This is a genomic window from Micromonospora sp. CNZ286, from assembly GCF_014207755.1.
On sequence record NZ_JACHIZ010000001.1, the window covers coordinates 3140748 to 3162945 of the forward strand.

Sequence of the window (22198 nt, forward strand, 5' to 3'; positions counted from 1 at the left end):
ATGAACAGCACCCCCTGGCGCGCGCCGCTGCTGTGGCGGAGCGCGCAGACGCTCGCCCGCGCCGTCGTCGGGCTGGTCGGCCGGCTGGAGGTCACCGGCGACGTGCCCGACGCGCTGCGCCACGGCCCGCTGGTCCTGGCCGCCAACCACATCAGCCCGTTCGACCCGGTGGTGCTCGCCGCCGCCTGCCGGGTCCGGCGCGTCGCGCCCCGGATCATGGCCACCGGCGGTCTGTTCCGCGCCCCGGTGATCGGGTCGCTGATGCGCCGCGCCGGGCACATCCGCGTCGACCGGGGCACCTCCGCGGTGCACCGGTCACTGGAGGTCGCCGCCGAGGCCGTGGCCGGCGGCTCGGTGGTGGTGGTCTACCCGGAGGGACGCATCGGGCTCGACCCGGGCATGTGGCCCGAGCGGGGCAAGACCGGCGCCGCCCGGCTCGCCTTCGCCAGCGGCGCCGCCGTGGTCCCGGTCGCCCAGTGGGGCTCGCACGAGGTGCTCCCCTACCGGGCGCCCAAGGGCATGCTGCGCGCGACAGCCCGGGCGATCGTCCGCCGGCCCGCCATCCGGGTGCACTTCGGCGCCCCGGTGCCGCTGGACGACCTGCGGTCGGGCTCCCCCGGCGCGGCCCGGCAGGCCACCGACCGGATCATCGACGCGATCACCGACGACCTGGTGCCGCTGCGCCCCGACGAGCCGGACCGGCCGCGCCACGTCGACCCGGGCCGGCCGGTCGACACCGCCCGCGCCCACCGTCGCCACCGCGCCGGCTGACGCATCCCGGCGCCGGTGGCGGGTATCAAGTCCTCGCGCCCCTTCAGGTGGAGAGGACCTGGTCATGACCGCTGTCCGAGCACTCGTTCTCAACTGCACCCTGAAGCGCTCCCCGGCGACGTCCAGTTCACAGGTGCTCGGTCAGGAGGTGCTCGACGCGCTGGCCGAGCAGGGCGTCGACGGCGAGATCGTCCGGGTGGTCGACCACGACGTGCGCTTCGGGGTCTCCGTCGACGAGGGCGACGGCGACGGCTGGCCCGGCATCCGCGCCAAGCTGCTCGCCGCCCAGATCCTGATCATCGCCACGCCGATCTGGCTCGGTCAGCCCTCGTCGGTGACCAAGATGGTCCTCGAACGGTTGGACGCCGAGCTGTCCGAGACCGACGACCAGGGCCGCCTGCGCACCTACGGCAAGGTCGGCGGGGTGGCCGTGGTCGGCAACGAGGACGGCGCGCACCACACCATCGCCGAGGTGCAGCAGGCCCTCAACGAGGTGGGGTTCACCTGCCCGGCCGCCGGGGCCACCTACTGGGTCGGGGAGGCGCTGCACAAGACCGACTACGTCGACGCCCGCCCCAAACCCGACACGACCGGCCGCACCACCGCCGCGCTGGCGCTCAACAGCGCCCACCTGGCCCGGCTGCTCGCGGACCGGCCCTACCCGCCACCCGGAACCCGCGGCGCAGGCACCGGCCCCAGCAGCCAGTCCGGCTGACCCGGCGCCCCCTGCCCGCACCCGACCCGACCCCGCGGCCCGCTACTCCGCCGTCGATCTTGCAATTGGTGCCCCGGCAAACCCGGCCAAACGCCCCCGACGAGGGCCGCAAGTGCAAGATCAACGAGGCGAGGGCGGGGCGAGGGCGGGGCCGGGGCGGGGTCAGGGGGTGGTGCGCAGCCGGTCGTCGAGTGCGGCCAGGTCCGGGACGAACCACACCTGGTCGTGCCGGTTCGACTCGGCCACCAGCGCGCGCAACGCGCCGCTGCGCTCCAGGTGGACGGAGATGTCACCGACGATCGCCAGGCGCAGCCGGTAGTTGACGAACTTCTGCATCACGTCGCCGGCGAAGCGGGTGCCGAGCGTGAAGAAGTCGGGGTCGAGCCGCTCGGCCGGCACCGCGACCACAGTCGCGCCGAGGAACGCCGCGCCGATCAGGTCCAGCGCGTCGCGCTCGGTGGCGATCGGCGGGCCGTCCGGGTCGCAGACCAGCACCTGCTCGCCGGCGCGCTCCTGCATCAGGTCAGCCACGGCCGCGCTCCCCGCCGCCGAGCAGGCCGTTGCCGCCGTCGAGCACCCCGTCGAGCAGGCGCAGCAGGTCGGCGGTGGCGGTGAGATCGCCCAGGATCATGATGGTCATGCGGTGCCGCTCCTCGTCGTGGACCGTCTGCACGCGCAGCGGACGGTCCGGGTCGTGGTGGGTGTTCACGCCGGCCAGCACCAGCGTGGCGAGCCGGTCGACGGCGGCCCGGTCGACGCCGTCGAGCCGCACGACGCTCGACACCTCCGCCCCCGGCGCCGAGGGCGGCGCCGGCCGGCCGGTCAGCGCGTCCAGGTCCGCACGGGTGATCCGGTACTGCTTGCCGATCCGCGTGGCCCGCAGCCGCCCGGAGCGGATGTAGCCGCGCACGGTGCGTACGTGCAGGCCGAGCAGGTCAGCGACCTGCTCTACCGAGTACATGTCGTTACTCATCGCACCCTATCTTAGCGATGATGGGGAACGATAGGGAATTTCACCGCCCGGCCATGTCTGCGCCACCCGGGCCGGGCATACTGCCCGCGTGCAGCCCCGTCACGGCTACCTCGACGCGCCCGCGCCGCTGGCGTTCGCCCACCGCGGCGGCGCGGCCGACGGCGACGAGAACACCGCCGCCGCGTTCGCCCGTGCCGTCGCCCTGGGTTACCGGTACGTGGAGACCGACGTGCACGCCACCGCCGACGGCGTACCGGTGGTCTTCCACGACCCGACGCTGCGCCGGGTCACCGGCGAGCCGGGTCGCATCGCGGATCTGCGCTGGGCCGACCTGGCCTCGGTACGCGTCGGCGGCGCCGCCCTGGTGCCCCGCCTGGACGAGGTGCTCGGCGCCTGGCCGCAGGTGCGGTTCAACATCGACGTGAAGTCCGACGGCGGCGTGGCGCCCACCGTCGCCACGGTCACCCGGGTCCGCGCGGGCGGGCGGGTGCTGCTCGCCTCGTTCAGCGACGCCCGGCTGGCCCGGCTGCGGGCGCTGGCCGGGCCGAAGGTCGCCACCAGCCTCGGCATGCGCGGCGTGGCCCGGCTGCGGCTGGCCTCGCTGCACGGACGGCCGCTACGGCTGCCCCCGTCGGTGGTGGCCGCGCAGGTGCCCGTCGCCTTCGGGCGGGTGCCGGTGGCCGACCGGCGGTTCCTCGCGTACTGCCACCGGATCGGGTTGCAGGTGCACGTCTGGACGATCGACGATCCCGCCCAGATGCACCACTTACTTGATCTTGGTGTGGATGGCATCATGACCGATCACGTCAGCGTGCTCCGTGACGTCTATCGCAGTCGCGGCCACTGGGCCGCCTGAGCCCCCGAGGACGACCCCCGATGGCCGATACGGTCACCCCCGCCGTCGCCGACCCCGCCGGACCGGGCAGCACCCGCCGCGAGCGCACCGGCTGGTACTTCTACGACTGGGCGAACTCCGCGTTCCAGACCACAGTCATCACGGTCTTCCTCGGGCCGTTCCTCACCACGGTCACCGAGCTCGCCGCCGGTTGCGAGCTGGGCGCGGACAGCTGCGACGGCGCGGTGTACCCGCTGGGCATCAAGGTCGCCGCCGGCTCGTTCTACCCGTACCTGATCTCGCTGTCGGTCTTCCTCACCGTGTTCGTGCTGCCGGTGATCGGCGCGATCGCCGACCGGTCGGCGCACAAGAAGCGGCTGCTCGCCGCCGCGGCGTTCACCGGCGCCGGCGCGACAATCGCGTTCGCGTTCGTCACCGGCGAGCGCTACCTGCTCGGCGGCGCGCTGTTCCTGATCGCGAACATCTCCTTCGGCGCCGCCGTGGTCGTCTACAACTCGTTCCTGCCGCAACTCGGCGGTCCCGACGAGCGCGACGGCATCTCCAGCCGCGGCTGGGCCATCGGCTACCTCGGTGGCGGCCTGCTGCTCGCGCTGAACCTGGTCGCGGTCACCATGCTCAGCGAGGAGGGCAACGCCCAGCGCACGCTGGACCTGGCCCGCTGGTCGATCGTTTCCGCAGGCGTGTGGTGGGCCGCGTTCACCCTGGTGCCGCTGCGCTGGCTGCGGGAGCACCCGACCGAGGCGGCCCGCCGGGGCGGCAGCGGCGTCAACGTGCTCACCGACGGGTTCCGGCAGCTCGGGCGCACCCTACGGGAGATCAAGACGTACCCGCTGACGCTGTACTTCCTGCTCGCGTTCCTGGTCTTCAACGACGGCATCCAGACCGTCATCACCCTCGCCAGCCAGTACGGCACCGAGGAGCTGCGGCTGGAGCAGAGCACGCTGATCGTGACGATCCTGCTGGTGCAGTTCCTCGCCTTCGGCGGCGCGCTCGCCCTCGGCGCGCTCGCCAAACGCATCGGTGCCTGGAAGACCGTGCTGCTGTCGCTGGTGCTCTGGACCGGTGTGATCATCGCCGCGTTCCGGCTGCCGGCCGAGGCGCCCGTGCCGTTCATGATCCTCGGCGGCTGCATCGGCCTGGTGCTCGGCGGCAGCCAGGCGCTGAGCCGGTCGCTGTTCAGCCAGCTCATCCCGGCCGGCAAGGAGGGCGAGTACTACGGCTTCTACGAGATCAGCGACAAGGGCACCAGCTGGCTCGGCCCGCTGGCGTTCGGCCTGGTCTTCCAGCTGACCTCGTCGTACCGGGTGGGCCTGGTGTCGCTGCTGATCTTCTTCGTGGTCGGCTTCGCGCTGCTGGCCGCCGTGCCGATGCGCCGGGCCATCATCGCCGCCGGGAACACCCCGCCCCGGGTGCTCTGACCCGCCTCGCCCCCGTGGATCATCGGGGGCCTGATCAGGCGGCGTCGATGGACTAGGCTGCCCCGACGTGACCGACGACGCCGCCCCCACCTGCCTGGCCCGCCCCCTGCCGGGGCCCGGCGACGACCGGGCCGCCGGCTGCGCCGCCGCCCGCGGCGTCGACGGCCGGCCGCTGCACGCCGCCGCGCTCAAGTTCTTCTGGGGGCCGATGGACTGCGGCAAGTCCACCATGGCGTTGCAGATGAACCACAACCACGCCCGGCAGGGCCGCCGCGGCCTGGTCACCACCCGCATCGACCGCTCGCTGGGCCCGCAGGTCACCACCCGCATCGGCCTGGCCCACGAGGCCGTCGAGGTCACCGACGACCTCGACCTGCGCGTCCTGGTCCGCGACGCGTGGGCCGAGGGGGTACGCGTGGACTACCTGATCTGCGACGAGGCCTCGTTCTACAACCTCGAACACATCGAGCAGATGGCCGAGCTGGTCGACCGTTTCGACGTCGACGTCTACGCCTTCGGCCTGGCGACCGACTTCCGCTCCTGCCTGTTCCCCGCGGCGCAGCGGCTGTTCGAACTGGCCGACGAGGTGGCCCGCATCCAGGTCGAGGTGCTGTGCTGGTGCGGCCGGGAGGGGCTGCTCAACGCCCGCGTGGTCGGCGGCCGGGTGGTCCGCGAGGGCGCGCAGGTCGTCATCGGCGACACCGTGGACACCGCCGACGTGCGCTACCAGGTGCTGTGCCGGCGCCACTACCGCTCCGGGGACCTCGGCCCGCGTGGCTGAGCGTCAGAACGGGTCTCCGCACACCCGCCAGCCGCCGCCCTCCGGCACCACAGGCAGCTCCCGCTCCTCGCTGCCGCCGCCGTCCCGGTTGATCCGCACGACCACCGTGCCGCGCGGCCGGCCCGATCGGGTCGCCACCGACACGTCGACGATCTCGTAGCCGCTGACCTGCGGAGGCGTCCGCACCCAACTGCCGAAGCCCGACTTGCTCCACCTGCTCCGGGCCTCGGCGCACAGCCGCTCGTACGCCGCGTCGGTGTCACCGGCCGCGACGTCGCGGAAGAACCCGTCGGCGGTCTCCCGCACCGGCCCGTCGGCCTGGAACACCACCTGCGCGTTCCACGCCGCGAGCCCGGCCACCCCGATCAGGCAGGTGCCCACGCCGAGACCGGCGATCAGCACGCCCGCGCGTAGCGGGCGGCGACGCCGGGCCGTGTGGTGCCACTCCCGCTGCCTGCCCATCACTGTCGACGGTAGGCAACCGGACGGTGGCGCGCAGCCGGTTGCGACGCGCGCTCGTACCGGACAGCAAACGGCGGGCATCGGCGGCAGACTGTCCGCATGACAGCTCATGCCGACATCGCCATGATCAGTATCGACAGCTCCGACCCGGCCGCGCACGCCGCCTTCTACGCCAAGGCGCTGGGATGGGAGATAACCCACAGCGAGGCCGAGTACGCCATGATCGTCAAGGACGGCCCGGCGATCGGGTTCGGCCTGGTGCCCGGCTACACGCCGCCGGCGTGGCCGGACGAGAGCGGCGACAAGCGTTACCACCTGGACCTCTACGTCGACGACGTGGCGGTCGCGGAGAAGGACCTGGTGGCGGCCGGCGCGACCCGGCCCGAGTTCCAGCCCGGCGGCGAGCGGTGGACCGTGCTGCTCGACCCGATCGGGCAGCCGTTCTGCCTCTGCCCCCGCCCCCAGGGCTGACCGGTCGGCGCAGCGGGCCGCAGTGCTCCGCGGCCCGCTGCGCGGCTGGTGGCGGTCAGCCGCGGCGGCGGGCCCGCGCCGCCCAGATCGCGTACGCCGGATCCCGGTCCAGGTTGTGCCGGTCCCGGTCGTAGCGGCGGGTGGTACGCGGATCGGCGTGCCCCATCGCGTCCTGCACGTCCTCCAGCGGCACCCCCTCGGAGCGGGCCGTGGTGGCGAACGCGTGACGCAGCGAGTGCGGCGACAACTTCGCCCACGCGGCGATCCCGGCCCGCTGCGCGAGGCGGCGCACCAGCCGGAACACGGCGTGCCGGTCCAACCGGCCGCCGGTGGCGGTGACCAGCAGCGGACCGGTCAGCTCCGGCACGGTGACACCCTGCGCGGCGGCCCGCACGGCCAGGTAGGCGTCGACCGCGTACGCGGTGCCCGGGGTGAGCGCGCGCCGGCGTACCTTGCCGCCCTTGCCGACGAAGCGGATGCTGCGGTGACCGCGCTCCGTGCCCAGGTCGGACACGTCCAGCGCGACCAGTTCCCCCACCCGCAGCCCCAGGTCGGCCAGCAGCGCGACGGCGGCCCGGTTGCGGGCGGCGGCCGGGCCGGTGTCGGCCTCGGCGGCGGCGATCAGCGCGTCCACCTCGTCGGGGGTCAGGCCGACGGTGGCGGAGTGGTCCCGGTCGACTCGTGGCCGGTCCGCCGCCGACACCGGGTTGGCGGGCACCGCGCCCAGCTTGACCAGGAAGTCGTACCAGCTCGACAGCGCGGACAGCCGCCGCGCGACGGTGGCCGGGGTGAGCGGCCGGCCGGCGCGGCCGCGGGGTGTGGACTCCAGTTCCCGGCCGTAGGTGTTGACGTCGAGGAAGGTGGCCCGCAGCGGGTCGACTGCCTGCTCGGCGCACCACGTCAGCCATCCGGTGACGTCGCGGCGGTACGCGTCGCGGGTGTGCTCGGACAGCCGCCGGTTGCGCAGCCACGCCTCGGTGACGTCGGCCGGACCGGCGGGCAGGGCGGCGGGGCGGGCGCGGGGCAGCACCTCGGGGCGAAGCATGTGAGAAAGGTTCTCAGCCGGCGGGGTGTTTGGCGACGAGGCGCGCTGACCGCCGGTACGCCGAAGGGGGTCGGCCGGCGCTCCGGCCTCCCCCGCTTCGGGCGTGACGTGCTCAGGCGGTGGTGAGCTGACGGTGGCCGTTGCTCTCGGCGGGCGTGCTCACAGTGATCCGCCGCGGCTTGGCGCGCTCGGCGATCGGGATGCGCAGCGTCAGCACGCCGTTGTCGTAGCCGGCCTCCAGCCGGTCGGTGTCGAGCGTGTCGCCCAGGAACAGCTGCCGGGTGAATGTGCCCATCGGACGCTCGGCGGCGACCAGCTCCACGTTCTCGCCGGTGGGACGGCGGCGCTCCGCGCGGACGGTCAGCACGTTGCGCTCGACGGTGCAGTCGATGCTGTCCGGGTCCACGCCGGGCAGGTCGAACGCCGCGTAGAAGTGGTCACCGTCGCGGTACGCGTCGAGGTGCATCACGGCGGGCCGGGCGGTGGTGCCGAAGAACTGCTCGGCGATCCGGTCGATCTCGCGGAACGGGTCGGTACGCATCAACATGACTCTTGCCTCCTCGGTTCTCCTGACCCAAGGTCTCAAGTTGAGTCCGGGTGACTCAAGTTCCTGGTTCTGTTTTAGCGCGCCTGCGCCGCGTCGTCAACTCGTCCCGCGAGCGCCTTCTCGAACCAGTGCTGCGCGTACGGGCCGCTGGTGAACGCGGGGATCTCCCGGTAGCCGTGCCGGGCGTACAGGGCACGCGCCTCGACCAGGTCGGAGCGGGTGTCCAGCCGGATCCGCGTCGCCCCGCCGCCGGTCGCGTACGCCTCGATCGCGGCGATCAGCGCCGCCCCGCCCCCGGCGCCCCGGTGCTCCGGGCGCACGTACACCCGGGTCAGCTCGGCCCATTCCGGCTGCCACCTCAGCCCGGCGCACCCGGCGAGCCGGCCGTCGCGGCGGGCGAGCACCAGCAGCCCGGTGGGAGGGGCCAGGTCGTCGCTCGGGTCCTCGGCCAGCGCGGCGTCCACCTCGCCGGGCCGCTCCGGACGGCCGTACCAGCGGCGCACCATCTCCGCCATGTACTCGCGCAGCATCAGCGCCGCGTCCGGCCCGTCCGGGCGCACGACCTGCGTGCTCCAGCCCGTCACGGGCCGGTCCGCCAGTAGACGCCCTGCTCGCGGGTGAGCAGCATGTCGTCGATCAGGTAACGGCGCAGCGTCACGTGGTCGGCGTCGCCGCCCTCGCACCAGCGGCGCAGCGCGTCGTCCACCTCCCGTTCCGGGTAGCGCCGCCCGGGTTCGAAGGTGCGTTCGGTGATGTGCTCCAGCAGCACGCGGCGGCGCCCCCGCTGCGCGGGCAGCCGGGTCAGCGCGCCGTCGCGCAGGAACGTGCGCAGGATCGTCTCGCGCGGGTTCGCGGCCGGCGCCGCCGGGGACGCCGCACCGGCCCGGGCGAACTCGCGCAGCCGCCCGGCGTCGACCCGCAGCCCGTCACCGTCGTCGGTGAGCACCCCGGCGTCGGTGAGACGGCGGACGGCCACTGCGGCGTCGCGGGCGGGCAGGCCGGTACGGGCCACCACGGCCGGCACGTCCCGGGCGCCGAGCACGATCGCGGCGAACACGGTCCGGCGGCGCTCGTCGGCGAGCGCCCCGGCGAGGGCTTGAGCGGTCATGGCGGGCAGCCTGTCAGCAACCCGCCGGATCCGGCGAGGCGTTTTCCGGCCGCCGCTCCCCGGGTCGCCACGGCGGACGGCGGCCCGGCCGGTCCCCGACACCGACCGGTGCGACCGGCGCGTCCCGGCAGGTCAGGCCGCGAAGTCCACCTCGGCGGCCTCGACGGTGCCGGCGGTGCGCCCCGGAGCGGTCTGGAAACTCCAGTAGAGGTTGGTGTGGGCGATCACCTGCGCGGGCGGCGGCGCGCCGTAGGCGGACAGGTCCTCGGTGGTGTGCGCGTCGGCGACGAGCGTGGCGTCGTAGCCGCGGGTGAACGCCCCGTGCAGCGTCGACCTGATGCACGCGTCGGTCTGCGCGCCGGTCACGACCAGCCGGCCCACCCCGGCGGCGGCGAGCACCGGCTCCAGGTCGGTGTCCTCGAAGGAGTCGCCGTACGCCTTGTGCACCAGCGGCTCGTCGTCGCGGCGCGACAGCTCCGGCACGATCCGCCACTGCTCACTGTCGGGCGGCAGGTCGTCGCTGCGGTGCTGCACCCACACCACCGGGACGGCGGCGTCGCGGGCCCGGTCGACCAGACCGGCGATGGTGGCGACCACGCGGTCACGGTCGTGGGCGCCGCCCACCACACCGTTCTGCACGTCGACGACGAGCAACGCGGTGTGCGGACGGTCGGTGAGCGTGGTCATGGCGACTCCTCGGGTGGTGACGGTCCCGGTGAACCTAGCCCCGGCCCCCGACACTCCCGGGCCGCGCTCACAGCCGCCGGTGCATCACGTGCAGCCCGACCCGTCCCCGCTTCGGGTGCGCGAACGCCTCCGGCACGGTGCCGATCACCGTGAAGCCGAGCCGCCGGTACAGTTCCACCGCCGCCGTGTTGGTCTCCACCACGGCGTTGAACTGCATCGCGGCGAAACCCTGCCGCCGGGACCAGTCCAGGGCCTCCTCGCACAGCGCCCGGCCCACACCCCGGCCGCGGGCGTCCGCCGCGACCATGAAACTCGCCGTCGCCACGTGCGACCCCGGCCCGGGCCGGTTCGGGCCCATCTTCGCGGTGCCGCGCACCGCGCCGTCGCGGTCCACCGCGACCGAGGTACGCCCCGGCGGGCGCTCCACCCACACCTCGCGCACCGTCTCCGGCGGCCACCGCGGGTCGTACGGGAACGTGTCGGCGGCGGTGATGACGTCGGCGAGGATCGGCCGGACCTGGGCCCAGTCGGCGTCGGTGTAGTCACGAATCAGCATCGGCGCGCACGCTAGCCGCCGCCCCGGCCGTCCGGCCACCGGTTTCCGTCCACCCGGCCGAGGGCGGCGGGGCATCGGCGGACCACCCGCCGGGGCCATCATGGACGGGTGGCCGAATCAGTCGCCGACATCGATCGGAGCGAGGCCGCCGCACCCGGTGGCCCGCCGCCCGCCGGTCCGCGTACCGCCGCGCCACTGGTGGTGGGCGCGGTCCTCACCGTCGTGCTGCTGTCGCTGGCCGGCCGCTACGGCTACCACCGCGACGAGCTGTACTTCCTGCTGTGCGGCCGGCACCTCGACTGGGGCTACGTCGACCAGGGGCCTCTCGTGCCGGCCCTGGCGCGGCTGGCCGACACGATCGCGCCGGGCAACCTGGTGGTGCTGCGTACCCCGTCGGCGTTCATCGGCGGCGCGGCGGTGGTCCTGGTCGCCGCGATCGCCCGGCAGTTCGGCGCCGGCCGCGTCGCCCAGACGGCCGCGGCGGTGCTCGCCGCCGCCTCGGGCATCGTGCTGGCCGGCGGCCACCTGCTCAGCACCACGAGCGTCGACCTGCTGGTGTGGCTGGCCGCCGCGCTGTGCGTGGTGCGGATGCTGCGCACCGGCGACACCCGGTGGGCGCTCGGCGCCGGGCTCGCGCTCGGCGTCGGCCTGCTCAACAAGCCGCTGCCCGCGCTGCTCGGCGTGGGCCTGGTCGCGGGTCTGCTGATCGCCGGGCCGCGCCGGCTGCTGCGGGACCGGTGGGTGCTCGCCGGTGCGGGAATCGCCGCGCTGCTCGCCGTGCCGTACGCGGTGTGGCAGGCCGCGCACGGCTTCCCGCAGCTCGACGTCGCCGCGTCGATCGCCGACGGCGACAGCTCCTACAGCGGCCGGATCGACGCGGTGGTGCTCCAGTTCCTGATCATCAGCCCGTTCGCGGTCCCGGTGTGGGTCGCCGGGCTGGTGGCGCTGCTGCGCCGGCCGTCCTGGGCGGCGTACCGGTCGCTGGCCTGGGCGTGGCTGGTGGTGGTCGCGATCGTGGTGGCGGCCGGTGGCAAGGGCTACTACGACGCGCCGCTGCTGCTGGTGCTCACCGCCGCCGGGGTGGTGCCGGTCGTCGCGTGGGCGCAGCGGGGCGCGGCCCGGGTCCGGCAGGCGCTGCTGGTCACAGCCGCCGTGCTGATGGCGGCGAGCAGCGCGGTGCTGCTGCTGCCCACGCTGCCGGCCGACCGGCTGCCCGGGTTCGTGGTCGCTGTGAACTACGACGCGGGCGAGACCATCGGCTGGCCCGAGTTCGCCGACTCGGTGGCCGCCGTGCACCGCGCGCTGCCGCCGGCCGAGCGCGACCGGGCCGTGGTGCTGACCGGTAACTACGGCGAGGCCGGGGCGCTGGCCCGCTACGGTCCGGCCCGGGGCCTGCCCCGCGCGTACTCCGGGCACAACAGCATGGCCACGTTCGGCCGGCCGCCCGACGACGCCGACGTGGTGATCGTCGTCGGCTGGTCCCGGCCGGAGCCGCTGCGTGCCTGGTTCACCGAGGTCACCGAGGTGGGCCGGGTCGACCAGCGGGCCGACGTCGACAACGACGAGAACGGCGAGCCGATCTTCCTCGCCCGGGGCCTGCGGCGTCCGTGGTCACAGATCTGGGACACCGAGGTACGCCACGGCTCCTGAGATACTTGCCGCCATGCTCTGGGGAGTCAGCGGGCCGATCTTCCTCCTCGACTACCTCGGCGCGGTCGCCGTGGCAGTCGTGATCGCCGTGGCGGTACGCGAACTGACCGGCCGCCGTACCCGTGGTGCGACACCCGACCGGGTCGAGCTGGCGTACCTGACCGACCGGGCGATGCTGGCCTGCCAGGTCGGGGTGGCCGCGCTGCGCCGCGCGGGCGGGGTCGACGTCGGCGAACTCGCCACCCTGCACGCGCAGGGGCCGCCCCCGGCCGGTTCGCCCGCGCTGGTGCGCGCCCTGCACACCGCGCTGCGCCGCCCGCAGACCTGGGCGGCGGTGCTCGCCGATCCCGCAGTGGGCCGGGCGCTGCGCCGTACGGTCGGGCGGCTGGTCCGCGACGGCTGGCTGCTCACCCCCGGGCAGCGGCGGCGGATCGCGCTGGGCACGGTGCCGCTGTTCGCGGTCGCCGCGGTCGGACTGACCCGGCTGGTGGACAGCGCGGTCGAGGGGCGCTCGGCGGGCGGCCCGGCCTCGGTCGCCGGGCTGCTGCTGTGCTGCCTGGCCACCGCGCTGGGTGGCTGGTGGCTGACCGAGGTGCCGGAGACCGGCGCCGCCGCCCGCCGGTTGCTGCGGCGGCTGCGCCGCGAGCACGCCGACCTGGACCCGGAGCGCCGCCCGGTCTGGCAGGGCCGGGACACCGACACGCTGCTGACCGGGATGGCCCTGTTCGGCCCCCGGCCGCTGCTCGCCGTGGACCCGGCGTTCGCCGTGCAGGTGGGCGTCGACCCGGAACGGGACCGCCCGCGCCCCGACCGCAAACCCGCCCGCCGCTGACCAGACCTCTCAACTCGGGCCGATCATGAAGTTGACGGCGTTCCGTGTCCGGTTTGCCCGGCACAACTTCATGATCGACGAAGGGTGGGCAGGCAGGCCGGGGCGCCGGCCGGGTTTCCTTGTCTTGAGCGCCGGGAAGGCTCGGGCATGGCCGAGACATTCGTGAGCGAAGACCTGAAGACACTGCAGGCGATTGCGCGCGGGGCCGGGATACAGGAGGTCGACCGCCTGTCGCCGGACCAACTGGTCGAGGCGCTGCGCCGCGCCGGGGTGACCGACGGTACGCAGGACCAGTGGCCGCCCCAGCCGATCGAGGACCCGGCCCACCTGGCCGGGCTGCCCCGCAGCTCGCTGAAGCAGGGCGACGAGAGCACCGGCGGCCGGGCCGCCGAGGAGTCGATCGGCGCCATGCCCGGCGAGTCCGGCACGGAGATCAACGACCGCACCGAACGCTGACCGTACGCGAGGAAAGGGCCGCCCCCGGTGTTCCCGGGGGCGGCCCTCCACGCTCGACCGGACGCGGTCAGTGCATGCCGGCGGCGGCAGCCGCCTCCTCGCGGGCCCGGCGCTCGTCGCCGCTGAGCGTGTTCAGCGGCTTCTCCTTGATGAACAGCACGACGATCAGGGCGAGCAGCGCGAACGGCGCGCCGATGAGGAACATCTCCGACGTGGCGATGCCGTAGACGTCCTGCACGATCCGCAGCACCGGCTCCGGCAGGGCGGACAGGTCCGGCACCTCGGCCGAACCGCCGCCGGCCGCGATCGGCCCCAGCCGCTCGACGGTCAGCGAGGTCACCCGGTTCGCCAGGACCGCGCCGAGCGCGCTGACGCCGACCGCGCCGCCCATGCTGCGGAAGAACGTCAGCACCGAGGTGGCCGCGCCGAGTTCGGCGGCCGGTACGTCGTTCTGCGCGGCCAGCACCAGGTTCTGCAGGAGCATGCCCACGCCGACACCCAGCACCGCCATGTACACCGACAGCACCGGCACGCTCGTCTTCGCGTCGATGGTGCTCAGCAGCAGCATGCCGACCGTCATCACCGCGGCGCCGGCGACCAGGAACATCTTCCAGCGGCCGTACTTGGTGATCAGCTGACCCGCCACCGTCGAGGAGACCAGCAGGCCGAGGACCATCGGCAGGCTCATCAGGCCGGCCGCGGTCGGCGACTTGCCCAGCGAGGTCTGGAAGTACTGCGACAGGAACACGGTGCCGCCGAACATCGCCACGCCCACGAGGATGCTCGCGATCGTGGTGAGACTGACGGTGCGGTTACGGAAGATGCCGAGCGGGATGATCGGCTCCTCGGTGCGGGACTCGACGAACACGGCGAGCGCGAGCAGCGCCAGCCCGCCGCCGACCAGCAGCGCGGTCCAGCCGGACGCCCAGTCGAACTTGTTGCCCGCCAGCGACGACCAGATCAGCAGCGTGGACACGCCCGAGGTGATCAGGAGGGCGCCGAGCCAGTCGATGCGGGCCTTGCGGCGCACCACCGGCAGGTGCAGCGTCTTCTGCAGCAGGGCGATGGACAGCAGGCTGAACGGCACCCCGATCAGGAAACACCAGCGCCAGCCGAGCCAGGACGTGTCGACCAGGACACCGCCGATCAGCGGACCGGCGATGGTGCCGACACCGAAGACGGCGCCGAAGATGCCGGCGTACCGGCCCAGCTCCCGCGGCGGGATCATGGCGGCCATGACGATCGTGGCGAGCGCTGTCATGCCGCCCGCGCCGACGCCCTGGATGACCCGGCTGAGCAGCAGCACCTCGACGTTCGGGGTGAACCCGGCGACCAGCGAACCGGCCACGAACAGGCCGAGGGACAGCTGGATGAGCAGCTTCTTGCTGTAGAGGTCGGCCATCTTGCCCCACAGCGGCACCGTCGCGGTCATCGCGAGAAGCTCGCTGGTGACGATCCATGTGTAGACGGTCTGGCTGCCGTCGAGGTCGGCGATGATCCGGGGCAGCGCGTTCGCCACCACCGTCGAGGCGAGGATCGCCACGAACATGCCGACCATCAGGCCGGACAACGCCTGGAGGACCTCCCGGCGTGACATCCGCGTACCCGTCTCGGCGGGCGGAACAGTGGCGGTGGTCATCGAACTCCTTGTCGTGTGCACGGGCGAGCGGCCGCGCGACGGCGGCGGCCGGTAGGAACGGCTCAGGCCGAGGCGTACGGATCGGGCAGGCCGGCGGCGACGGCGGCGAACGCCTCGGCGGTCAGTTCGCGCAGCGTCGTCGTGTCGGGTCGCTCGACCCACTGCATGAGGGCCGTGCGGAAGACCGCGCCGGCAACAGTGGTGACGAGCGTCGGGTGGCCGTGGCACGGGTCGACGCCCAGCCGGGCGGCCACCGCCGCGACGATCACCTGCTCGGTCTCGGCGTTGCCGCTGATCAGCCGCGGAAGAAGCGACGGGTTCGCCGCGATCACCCGCAGGCGCAGCAGCCACACCTCGCGGTCGGCCTCGACGGCCTCGACCACGTCGTCGAAGGCCAGCCGCAGCGCGTCGAACGCGGACAGCTCCGGCGGGGCGGCGACGATGCGGGCGGCAAGCACCTCGCGGTCGGTCGGCTGGTCGCCGAGCAGCGCCTCGTCCTTGCTGGGGAAGTAGTTGAAGAAGGTGCGGGCCGACACCTCGGCGGCCTCGCTGATCTCCTCCACCGTCACCTGGTCCAGGCCGCGTTCGGCGACCAGGCGCAGCGCGGCGGCGCTGAGGGCGGCGCGGGTCTGGCGCTTCTTGCGGTCACGCAGGCCGGGACGGCTCTGATCCGGGGTCACGCGACGACACTACGAGCGATCTTGCAGACAGTGCAAACTTTTAGTGAGTGAAGTGATGGGCGCCGCACCGCACCGGCGCCGGAAAACGGGTTGAGAGCGGTTCCGGACGTCCCGTACGTTTCCCGCACTCCTGTCGCAGCGAAGAAGGACGACTCCGCGTGACCCCTCCTGCTCTCTAGAACCTGACACGTTCCCCACGCCTGTAGCCGGCCGTCGCGCGCCGGCTCCCCGGGCTGCCCTCGCGCGCCCGGCCACAGCGTCCGAGGCCGCGCGTGATCGGCCTCGCGTCAGGTCTTCAGAGATCAGGTCTCCATGTCATCCCAACCGCATATCGTGCTGCCCTGGGTCGTACGCCGGACCCGCCTTCCGCTGCTGTCGCTGCGCTGCGCCGTCTGCCGGGCGGAGTCGGCCACCGCCGCCAAGGGCCGGTTCCGCGTCAACGCCAACGGCAAGCTGCTGGACGTGTGGCTGCTCGTCCGGTGCGTGTCCTGCGACCGCACCGTCAAGCTCACCGTCCGCGAGCGGGCGACCGTCAGTTCGTTCGATCCCGCCGAGCTGCACGGCCACCACGTCAACGATCCCGCCCTGGTGGCGGCCACACTGCTGGATCCGGCGTTCGCCCGGCGCTGCCGCTTCACCCTGGACTGGACGGACGCGTGGACGCTGGACGCGCCCACGGTGCCGCTGGACCGGTGGCCGGTCCAGGTGGACGTCACCTTCGAGGATCCGGTGCCGGTACGCCCGGACCGGCTCATCGCTCGCCGGTTCGGCCTCACCCGGTCCGAGGTGCTGCGCCGGGTCAAGTGCGACATCCCGCTGAAGCGTCCGACGAGCACCGCCTTCACCTTCACCGTGCTGGCGGAGGACTGACCGGGCGTGGTCGCGGCGGCACCCGGCCGCCGCGACCACGCATCACCCGCCGCTCGCCGTGGCGAGTTCGGCCTCGATCAGATCGGCGGCCCGGTCGGCGCCGCCGGCGGCGCGGGCCTGCCGCTTCAGCTCGGCACTACGCGCCACCACGGCGGGGTCCGCGGTGAGGGCGAGCAGCGTCTCGCGCAGCTCCGCGGCGGTGACGGTGGCCGAGTCGACGACCCGGGCGACGCCTAGGGATGCCAGCTGCTCGGCGTTCGCGAACTGGTCGGCCGCCTGCGGTACGGCGATCATCGGCGTCCCGCAGTAGAGACCTTCGCTGCTGCCGCCCATGCCGGCATGGGTCACGAAGGCATCCGCCTGATCCAGTACGGCCAGCTGCGGCACCCACCGGTGCACCTCGACGCTGTCCGGAACGGGGCCGAGCTCGGCGGGATCGACGTGCTTGCCGATCTGGAGAACGGTGTGCCAGCCGGGCAGGTCACCGAACGCGGCGATGCAGCGGCGGTAGAACTCGGGCTGCCGGGTGAAGGCGGAGCCGAGCGAGACGAGCAGCACCTTGTCTGCGCGCGCCGGTCGTACCCAGGAGCCCTGGTCGGAGCGGTCGCCCAGGACCGGGCCGACGAAGCTGTAGACCGACCGGTCCACGCGGTCGGCGTTCGGCTGGAGCGCCTCCGGCGGCAGGACGAGGCTGCGCACCGGCCGCCCCTGGAACGCCATGCTGTCGGTGACCGACGAACCCTCAGCGGTCAGCCACGCCGTGAACCGCCGGTAGTAGTCGGCGCCGCGCGGATCTGCCCGCATCGCCTCCACTGCGGGCGCCATCTCCTGCTCGTAGCCGTCCCAGGCGACGAACGTCGAGGACAGCTGGACGGCCGGAATCCCCCACTGCTCGCCGAGCAGCCGCGCCGGCGCGCCGGCGATGTCGTAGAGGAACAGGTCCGGCCGGTCGTCGGCGTAGGCGGTCCGTAGCTGCGGCAGCATGGCGACGGCGTCGTCGAGGAAGAGCGTGAGCTGCGCGATCGGGTCGTCGATGCCGGCGCCGCCGTCGGCGGGCAGCGTCGAGGCGTACGGCCTCAGCTCCGCGCCGGTGGCCCGGACGACCTCGGCGAAGGCGGGATCGTTGGCGTAGGTGACCCGGTGGCCGCGCCGCACGAGGGTACTGATGATCTCCAGGCTCGGGTTGACGTGGCCGTGGAACGGAATGCTGACCATGGCGATGTGCGGCACGTGATCTCCTGATCTCCACTGAGACGAGACGTCCCGTCTCGCTTGCCAAAGAAAAGCACGAGGCGACCGCGCCCGTCAAGACGGTACGTCTCGTCTCGCTGTAGGCTGTCGCCGTGACCCCGCAGCCCACCCGCCGCAACGAGCAGTCCCGCCGCGCGATCCTCGCCGCCGCGCTGGAGCTGCTGGCCGAGACCGGCTATCCGGCCCTGACCGTCGAGGCGATCGCCGCCCGTGCCGGAGTCGGCAAGCAGACCATCTACCGCTGGTGGCGCGGCAAGGGCGCGGTCATCCTGGACGCGCTCGCCGACGACATGCCGGAGGTCATCGCCCTGCCCGACACCGGTGACCTGCGGGCCGATCTGGGTGAGGTGCTCCGGGCCACTGTCGCCGAGTTCGCCGATCCGCGGCTGTCCGCGACCACCCGTGCCGTCACCATCGAGACTCTCGCCGACGAGGAGCTGGCCGACCAGGCGCGCGACCGGCTGCTCCGCCCCCAGCTGAACGCCGTCCGCGTACGCCTGGAGGCCGCCCGCGAGGCCGGCCAGGTACGCCCCGACGCTCCCCTGGACCAGGTGGTGGAGCTGCTGTTCGGCCCGCTCTACCACCGCTGGCTGCTGCGCAACGGCCCGCTGACCGACGACTACGCCGACGGCATCGTCGACCTGGTCGTCACCGCCGTCACCCCGTCAACGAGCACCCGCGGCTAGCCAGTCGTCGAAGCTGGTCGGCGCGATGCGTGCGCCGTCGCCCGGCAGCAGCACGTTGCCGGACATCGAGGTGCCGAACACGCCCGACCACGTCGGAACGAGCCGGATCCGGCGGCCCCGCGCCTCGTGGGTGCGCCGGGCCATGTCGACGAGATCCTCCGTCGCGGGTCCGGCGATGTCGGCGTGGTGTCCCTGCGGTTCGCCGACGGCGACCTCGGCGAGGATGTCGGCGACGTCCCGGGGTGCGATCGGCTGCACCAGCAGCGGTGCGACGGTGGCGACGCCGTCGCGTTCGGTCCAGCCGGTGACCATGGCGGCGAAGTCGTGGAACTGGGTGGCCGGGACGATCGTCCACGGCACCGGCCCGCCTGCTACCAGTCGCTCCTGTTCCCGCTTGCCCGCGTAGTGGGCGTTGTCGTCGACCCGGTGGATGCCGACGATCGACAGCAGCACGTGATGCCGTACGCCGGCGCGTCGCTCGGCCGCCAGCAGGTTGCGCGTGAGGTCGCCGAGGTACGCCATAGTCTCGGAACGATCGCCCGCCGCCACGTTCGTCGTGTCGACGACCGCCTCCACGCCGGCGAGCGCCTCGTCCAGCCCGGTGCCCGTCGTCAGATCCACGCCCACCGAGCGGCTGATGCGCACGACGTCGTGGCCCTGCCGCTCCAACACGGCGACGGTCAGTGCCCCGATCCGGCCCGTCGCTCCCGCAACCGCGATCCGCATCGCCGTCGGCCTCCTCTCGGATGCGTCCGCCTCACCGTAGTCGGCGAGACGGGCCGAGGCGCTCCCGCATCGCGTGCGCGCACATAACTGTCATTATGGTGCACCACCTATTCGTCCTATTTGACCGTTCGTATTAGGCAATTGGTGTTACCGGTAATCCGGTAATTAGCGTCGGCGAAGCCCTCGGCGAGCCGGACGGTGGCAGCTCCCGCACTGCTCGACAATCCACGTGTGACGAAGACTTCCCTCGCGCGACAGATGGCCGGCTTGCCTCCCGCGCTGCACTACTACGTGGTGTACGACGGTGTCGGCGCGCCGGAAGGGCTGTTGGTCGAGGAGTTCCTGCTCGCGGCGGACCACTCCTCCGCCGGGCTGGTGAGCGGTGGCTGGACTCGTCCCGAGAGCCGCTGGCACGAGGCGTCGGCCACCAGCCGGCGCCTACGCGTGGACGCCGCGTTGCGCAAGCGGGTGACGCCCGTCGGCCGGTCCGCGGCGGCGGCGCTCTATCGGGACCTCTGCGGTGAGGACCTGCCGGACGAAGGCGCGCTGCGGGAGTGCTTCGGCACCCCTCCGGCTCCGCCGCCGTCCCCCTTGCGGTTGAACGACTCCGGGCCCCGGCCAGGGTTCCGCGAGACGCGCGTCTACCGGATCCTGTTCGCCGGCGAGTTGAGCCCGGACGGTCTCGCGGCACTCAGCGAGGCCTGGCAGATGCCGATCACCGGCGACCCGGCGGATCCCGAGACGCGCATCCTGGGCGCGGTACGCCGTCAGGTCTCCGGCGACGCCTTCCGCTGGGATCTGCGCCGGGTCGCCGCAGGTGCCGCCTGGGCACTGGACGTGACCTGCGACCTTCTCGGGGAACGCGACGAAGCGGCCGGTGTGCTGCTGCACGGTCTGACGACGCAGGTGCGCCGGCAGGGGATGGTTCCCGTCACGGTCGACCGGTTCCGCTGACGCCCCGCCGGTGAACACGACGGCCGCGCGCCCTACCTCGCGAACGGCCTGATCACCTCGAAGGGCTCGGGGAACCGCACGGGGATCCGGGTCTCCTCACTCTTGCGGTCGAGGAACGCCTTCGTCACGGCGAACCTGTCGAAGATCGCCGGCAGCGGGCGCAGCCTGCGGTCCAGCGACACGAAGAAGTTGTCCCAGTGGATCGGCACGATGAGGTCGGGCCGGGTCGCTTCCACCACGTGCCGCCAGTAGTCGCTCTGGAACCGCTGCGGCTGAACCCCCAGGGCACCGATCGCGAGGTAGAGGACGTCGACGTCGAGTCCGTCGAACTTGCCCGGCACGAAGTTGGCACTCGGATGGATCAGCAGCGAGCCGCCGGGGTGGGTGATGAGGAAGGACAAGCACCCGCCGTCGCGGTAACTGCTCGCCCGTACCGGCGGGACCAGCGGCTCCTCGATCGTGCCCGGAAACCTGTTGTCCGGGCTGTGGACGCCGGCGAGCACGCGCACGGTGAACGCGCCGATCCTGTGCTCGTCGCCGTCCGCGATGCACGTCATCGACTCCTCGGCGAGACCCGCGCCGCGTCCCATGTTGAGAGTCGACTCGGAGCCGAACAGCCGTCCGCCGAGATGCTTGACGACCTCGGGGGCATCCATGGCGTGGTCGTAGTGGGAATGGGAGACGAAGAGGGCGTCGAGAAGGGTGACGCCGGCTCGGGAGAGAGCGCGGGTGATCCGCCCGAGGTCGGGGGCGACGCGGCCCAGTGCGACGCGGAGCAGTGAGGGCCTGCTCAGGAAGCCGTCGATCAGGATGCCGGACGCCCCGTCGGACAGGTAGACGGTCGTGGTGCCGAAGAAGACGGCTTCGACAGACGCCCCGCTGGAGCCCATGCGCAGATGGTAGTGCGCCCATGGGCTCCAGCGGCGGTACCGCGGGGGCGGAGGATCAGCGCGCCGAACTCGCCGGGGAGTCGGCGCCGTCGAGCGCCCCGGCGCCCCGGGTGCTGCGCAGGCTCCACCCGATCGACACCGCGATCGTCACCACGATCACGCCGAGGGTGACCGGGATGGGCAGCTTGCCGACCGGCGTCTCCGAGAGGATCAACTTGACGCCCGCGAAGGCGAGCAGGACGGCCAGGCCGTAGTGCAGGTGCACGAAGCGGCGCAGCAGCCCCGCGAGGCAGAAGTAGAGGCTGCGCAGGCCGAGGATGGCGAAGGCGTTGGCGGTCCAGACGATGAACGTGCTGGTGGTGATGGCCAGGATCGCGGCGACACTGTCGACGGCGAAGATCAGATCGGTGGCCTCGACCGCGATCAGGACCACGAACAGCAGAGTCGCCACCCGCTTGCCGTCGACCCGGGTGAAGAACCTGTCGCCGTGATAGGCCGGGTCGGTCGGCATGACCTTGCGGACCAGCCGGACGACCGGGTTGCGGTCCGGCGGGGTCTGCTCGTCGTGGCGGAACGCCATCTTGTATCCGGTGTAGACGAGGAACGCGCCGAACACGTACGCGGTCCAGAAGAACGTCTCGAGCAGCTCGGCGCCGACGAAGATGAAGACCAGCCGGAAGACCAGGGCGCCGATGACACCCCAGAACAGCACCTTGTGCTGGAACGCGGCCGGCACGGCGAAGTAGGTGAAGATCAGCGCGAAGACGAAGACGTTGTCGATCGACAGCGCCTTCTCGATCAGGTAGCCGGCGTAGTAGGTGCCGGCCACGTCACCGCCCTGCCAGGCCCAGAGGACGACACCGAAGAGCAGGCCGGCGGCGATCCAGATGCCGGACCAGACCGCTGCCTCACGGAAGCCGATGACGTGGTTGTCGCGGTGCAGGAACAGATCGACGGCGAGCATCGCCGCGATCGCCAGCATGAGTACGGCCCAGATCCACCAGGACACGGACATGACGGAGGGGACCTTTCGCCCGGGGCCGGCACACCCGAGGTGTTCCGGCGCTGCTGGACGAAGGTCTCCCCGGGCCACCCGTAGCGGTGGCTGCACCGCCGGGATCCGGATGGGCCGGGCCCGTACTGACGGCGGTGCGTGGATCGTCGGGTACTCCCC

27 protein-coding genes are annotated in these 22198 nt (G+C 72.9%); 12 read left to right on the plus strand and 15 right to left on the minus strand.

Annotated features, from left to right (window positions below; translation table 11 throughout):
• On the plus strand, positions 1-771 hold the full coding sequence (locus FHX31_RS14195; protein ID WP_013286335.1) for a lysophospholipid acyltransferase family protein: 771 nt from the start codon (positions 1-3) through the stop codon (positions 769-771).
• A gap of 64 nt (positions 772-835) precedes the next feature.
• Entirely contained in the window at positions 836-1486 is a 651-nt protein-coding gene (locus FHX31_RS14200; RefSeq protein ID WP_091327761.1) for a flavodoxin family protein, read from the plus strand.
• A 162-nt stretch (positions 1487-1648) separates the two neighbouring features.
• Here FHX31_RS14200 and FHX31_RS14205 read toward each other — a convergent pair whose 3' ends face one another.
• Together FHX31_RS14205 and FHX31_RS14210 are read right to left on the minus strand one after the other, a co-directional pair.
• A complete protein-coding gene (locus tag FHX31_RS14205; RefSeq protein WP_071095010.1) occupies positions 1649-2017 on the minus strand; it encodes a DUF4180 domain-containing protein in 369 nt (122 codons plus the stop codon).
• Positions 2010-2459 (minus strand): helix-turn-helix domain-containing protein, encoded by a 450-nt coding sequence (locus FHX31_RS14210; protein ID WP_255367995.1) that lies wholly within the window; start codon positions 2457-2459, stop codon positions 2010-2012. Before FHX31_RS14210 ends, FHX31_RS14205 begins: the two co-directional genes overlap by 8 nt.
• 88 nt (positions 2460-2547) lie before the next feature.
• Here FHX31_RS14210 and FHX31_RS14215 point away from each other — a divergent pair, with 88 nt between their 5' ends.
• The 3 genes from FHX31_RS14215 to FHX31_RS14225 all read left to right on the plus strand — a co-directional run bounded on the left by FHX31_RS14215 (position 2548) and on the right by FHX31_RS14225 (position 5514).
• Positions 2548-3315: a glycerophosphodiester phosphodiesterase family protein gene (locus tag FHX31_RS14215; RefSeq protein WP_091327767.1), complete on the plus strand. Its 768-nt coding sequence runs from the start codon at positions 2548-2550 to the stop codon at positions 3313-3315.
• A 20-nt stretch (positions 3316-3335) separates the two neighbouring features.
• Positions 3336-4733: an MFS transporter gene (locus tag FHX31_RS14220; RefSeq protein WP_013286330.1), complete on the plus strand. Its 1398-nt coding sequence runs from the start codon at positions 3336-3338 to the stop codon at positions 4731-4733.
• Between the two features lie 94 nt (positions 4734-4827).
• A complete protein-coding gene (locus tag FHX31_RS14225) occupies positions 4828-5514 on the plus strand; it encodes a thymidine kinase (protein ID WP_369830071.1) in 687 nt (228 codons plus the stop codon).
• Positions 5515-5517: 3 nt separating this feature from the next.
• On the opposite strand, the gene FHX31_RS14230 is transcribed toward FHX31_RS14225, so the two are convergent.
• Positions 5518-5976: an Rv0361 family membrane protein gene (locus tag FHX31_RS14230; protein WP_091327771.1), complete on the minus strand. Its 459-nt coding sequence runs from the start codon at positions 5974-5976 to the stop codon at positions 5518-5520.
• A 99-nt stretch (positions 5977-6075) separates the two neighbouring features.
• On the opposite strand from FHX31_RS14230, the gene FHX31_RS14235 reads away from it, so the two are divergent.
• Positions 6076-6447: a VOC family protein gene (locus FHX31_RS14235; protein WP_013286327.1), complete on the plus strand. Its 372-nt coding sequence runs from the start codon at positions 6076-6078 to the stop codon at positions 6445-6447.
• A gap of 55 nt (positions 6448-6502) precedes the next feature.
• Here FHX31_RS14235 and FHX31_RS14240 read toward each other — a convergent pair whose 3' ends face one another.
• The 6 genes from FHX31_RS14240 to FHX31_RS14265 all read right to left on the minus strand — a co-directional run bounded on the left by FHX31_RS14240 (position 6503) and on the right by FHX31_RS14265 (position 10390).
• A complete protein-coding gene (locus FHX31_RS14240) occupies positions 6503-7492 on the minus strand; it encodes a tyrosine-type recombinase/integrase (RefSeq protein WP_013286326.1) in 990 nt (329 codons plus the stop codon).
• Positions 7493-7604: 112 nt separating this feature from the next.
• On the minus strand, positions 7605-8039 hold the full coding sequence (locus FHX31_RS14245; RefSeq protein WP_013286325.1) for an Hsp20/alpha crystallin family protein: 435 nt from the start codon (positions 8037-8039) through the stop codon (positions 7605-7607).
• Positions 8040-8113: 74 nt separating this feature from the next.
• A complete protein-coding gene (locus tag FHX31_RS14250) occupies positions 8114-8623 on the minus strand; it encodes a GNAT family N-acetyltransferase (protein ID WP_256092761.1) in 510 nt (169 codons plus the stop codon).
• Positions 8620-9147, minus strand: a complete 528-nt coding sequence (locus FHX31_RS14255) for a DUF2087 domain-containing protein (RefSeq protein ID WP_013286323.1) — start codon at positions 9145-9147, stop codon at positions 8620-8622. The genes FHX31_RS14250 and FHX31_RS14255 overlap by 4 nt, the downstream gene beginning before the upstream one ends.
• 132 nt (positions 9148-9279) lie before the next feature.
• A complete protein-coding gene (locus FHX31_RS14260; RefSeq protein WP_047894035.1) occupies positions 9280-9834 on the minus strand; it encodes an isochorismatase family protein in 555 nt (184 codons plus the stop codon).
• Positions 9835-9901: 67 nt separating this feature from the next.
• Complete coding sequence (locus tag FHX31_RS14265; RefSeq protein WP_184976423.1) at positions 9902-10390, minus strand: GNAT family N-acetyltransferase; 489 nt, start codon at positions 10388-10390, stop codon at positions 9902-9904.
• A 108-nt stretch (positions 10391-10498) separates the two neighbouring features.
• Here FHX31_RS14265 and FHX31_RS14270 point away from each other — a divergent pair, with 108 nt between their 5' ends.
• From FHX31_RS14270 to FHX31_RS14280, 3 genes are all read left to right on the plus strand, one after another.
• Positions 10499-12040 carry a glycosyltransferase family 39 protein gene (locus FHX31_RS14270; protein ID WP_184976425.1) on the plus strand — a complete coding sequence of 514 codons (1542 nt, stop codon included), beginning with the start codon at positions 10499-10501 and terminating at the stop codon, positions 12038-12040.
• A gap of 13 nt (positions 12041-12053) precedes the next feature.
• Positions 12054-12872, plus strand: a complete 819-nt coding sequence (locus tag FHX31_RS14275; RefSeq protein ID WP_123110141.1) for a TIGR04222 domain-containing membrane protein — start codon at positions 12054-12056, stop codon at positions 12870-12872.
• A 147-nt stretch (positions 12873-13019) separates the two neighbouring features.
• Entirely contained in the window at positions 13020-13328 is a 309-nt protein-coding gene (locus FHX31_RS14280) for a hypothetical protein (protein WP_013286318.1), read from the plus strand.
• Between the two features lie 67 nt (positions 13329-13395).
• Here the strand turns inward: FHX31_RS14280 and FHX31_RS14285 are convergent, their stop codons facing one another.
• A complete protein-coding gene (locus tag FHX31_RS14285; RefSeq protein ID WP_184976427.1) occupies positions 13396-14967 on the minus strand; it encodes an MDR family MFS transporter in 1572 nt (523 codons plus the stop codon).
• Positions 14968-15029: 62 nt separating this feature from the next.
• On the minus strand, positions 15030-15647 hold the full coding sequence (locus FHX31_RS14290; RefSeq protein ID WP_071095022.1) for an acyl-CoA-like ligand-binding transcription factor: 618 nt from the start codon (positions 15645-15647) through the stop codon (positions 15030-15032).
• Positions 15648-15980: 333 nt separating this feature from the next.
• Between FHX31_RS14290 and FHX31_RS14295 the strand changes: the two genes are divergently transcribed.
• Positions 15981-16517, plus strand: a complete 537-nt coding sequence (locus FHX31_RS14295; RefSeq protein WP_235437602.1) for a DUF1062 domain-containing protein — start codon at positions 15981-15983, stop codon at positions 16515-16517.
• Positions 16518-16559: 42 nt separating this feature from the next.
• Here FHX31_RS14295 and FHX31_RS14300 read toward each other — a convergent pair whose 3' ends face one another.
• Positions 16560-17747, minus strand: coding sequence for a macrolide family glycosyltransferase (locus tag FHX31_RS14300; RefSeq protein ID WP_184976429.1), 1188 nt, complete (start codon positions 17745-17747; stop codon positions 16560-16562).
• Positions 17748-17860: 113 nt separating this feature from the next.
• Here FHX31_RS14300 and FHX31_RS14305 point away from each other — a divergent pair, with 113 nt between their 5' ends.
• On the plus strand, positions 17861-18454 hold the full coding sequence (locus tag FHX31_RS14305; RefSeq protein ID WP_184976431.1) for a TetR/AcrR family transcriptional regulator: 594 nt from the start codon (positions 17861-17863) through the stop codon (positions 18452-18454).
• Here the strand turns inward: FHX31_RS14305 and FHX31_RS14310 are convergent.
• Positions 18434-19180, minus strand: coding sequence for an SDR family oxidoreductase (locus FHX31_RS14310; RefSeq protein WP_184976433.1), 747 nt, complete (start codon positions 19178-19180; stop codon positions 18434-18436). The genes FHX31_RS14305 and FHX31_RS14310 overlap by 21 nt on opposite strands.
• Before the next feature lie 231 nt (positions 19181-19411).
• On the opposite strand from FHX31_RS14310, the gene FHX31_RS14315 reads away from it, so the two are divergent.
• Positions 19412-20134, plus strand: a complete 723-nt coding sequence (locus FHX31_RS14315; protein ID WP_225319580.1) for a hypothetical protein — start codon at positions 19412-19414, stop codon at positions 20132-20134.
• A 32-nt stretch (positions 20135-20166) separates the two neighbouring features.
• Here the strand turns inward: FHX31_RS14315 and FHX31_RS14320 are convergent, their stop codons facing one another.
• Both FHX31_RS14320 and FHX31_RS14325 read right to left on the minus strand, forming a co-directional pair.
• Complete coding sequence (locus FHX31_RS14320) at positions 20167-21024, minus strand: MBL fold metallo-hydrolase (protein ID WP_013476808.1); 858 nt, start codon at positions 21022-21024, stop codon at positions 20167-20169.
• A gap of 55 nt (positions 21025-21079) precedes the next feature.
• Positions 21080-22039 (minus strand): TerC family protein, encoded by a 960-nt coding sequence (locus tag FHX31_RS14325; protein ID WP_030272281.1) that lies wholly within the window; start codon positions 22037-22039, stop codon positions 21080-21082.
• Positions 22040-22198: the final 159 nt, after the last annotated feature.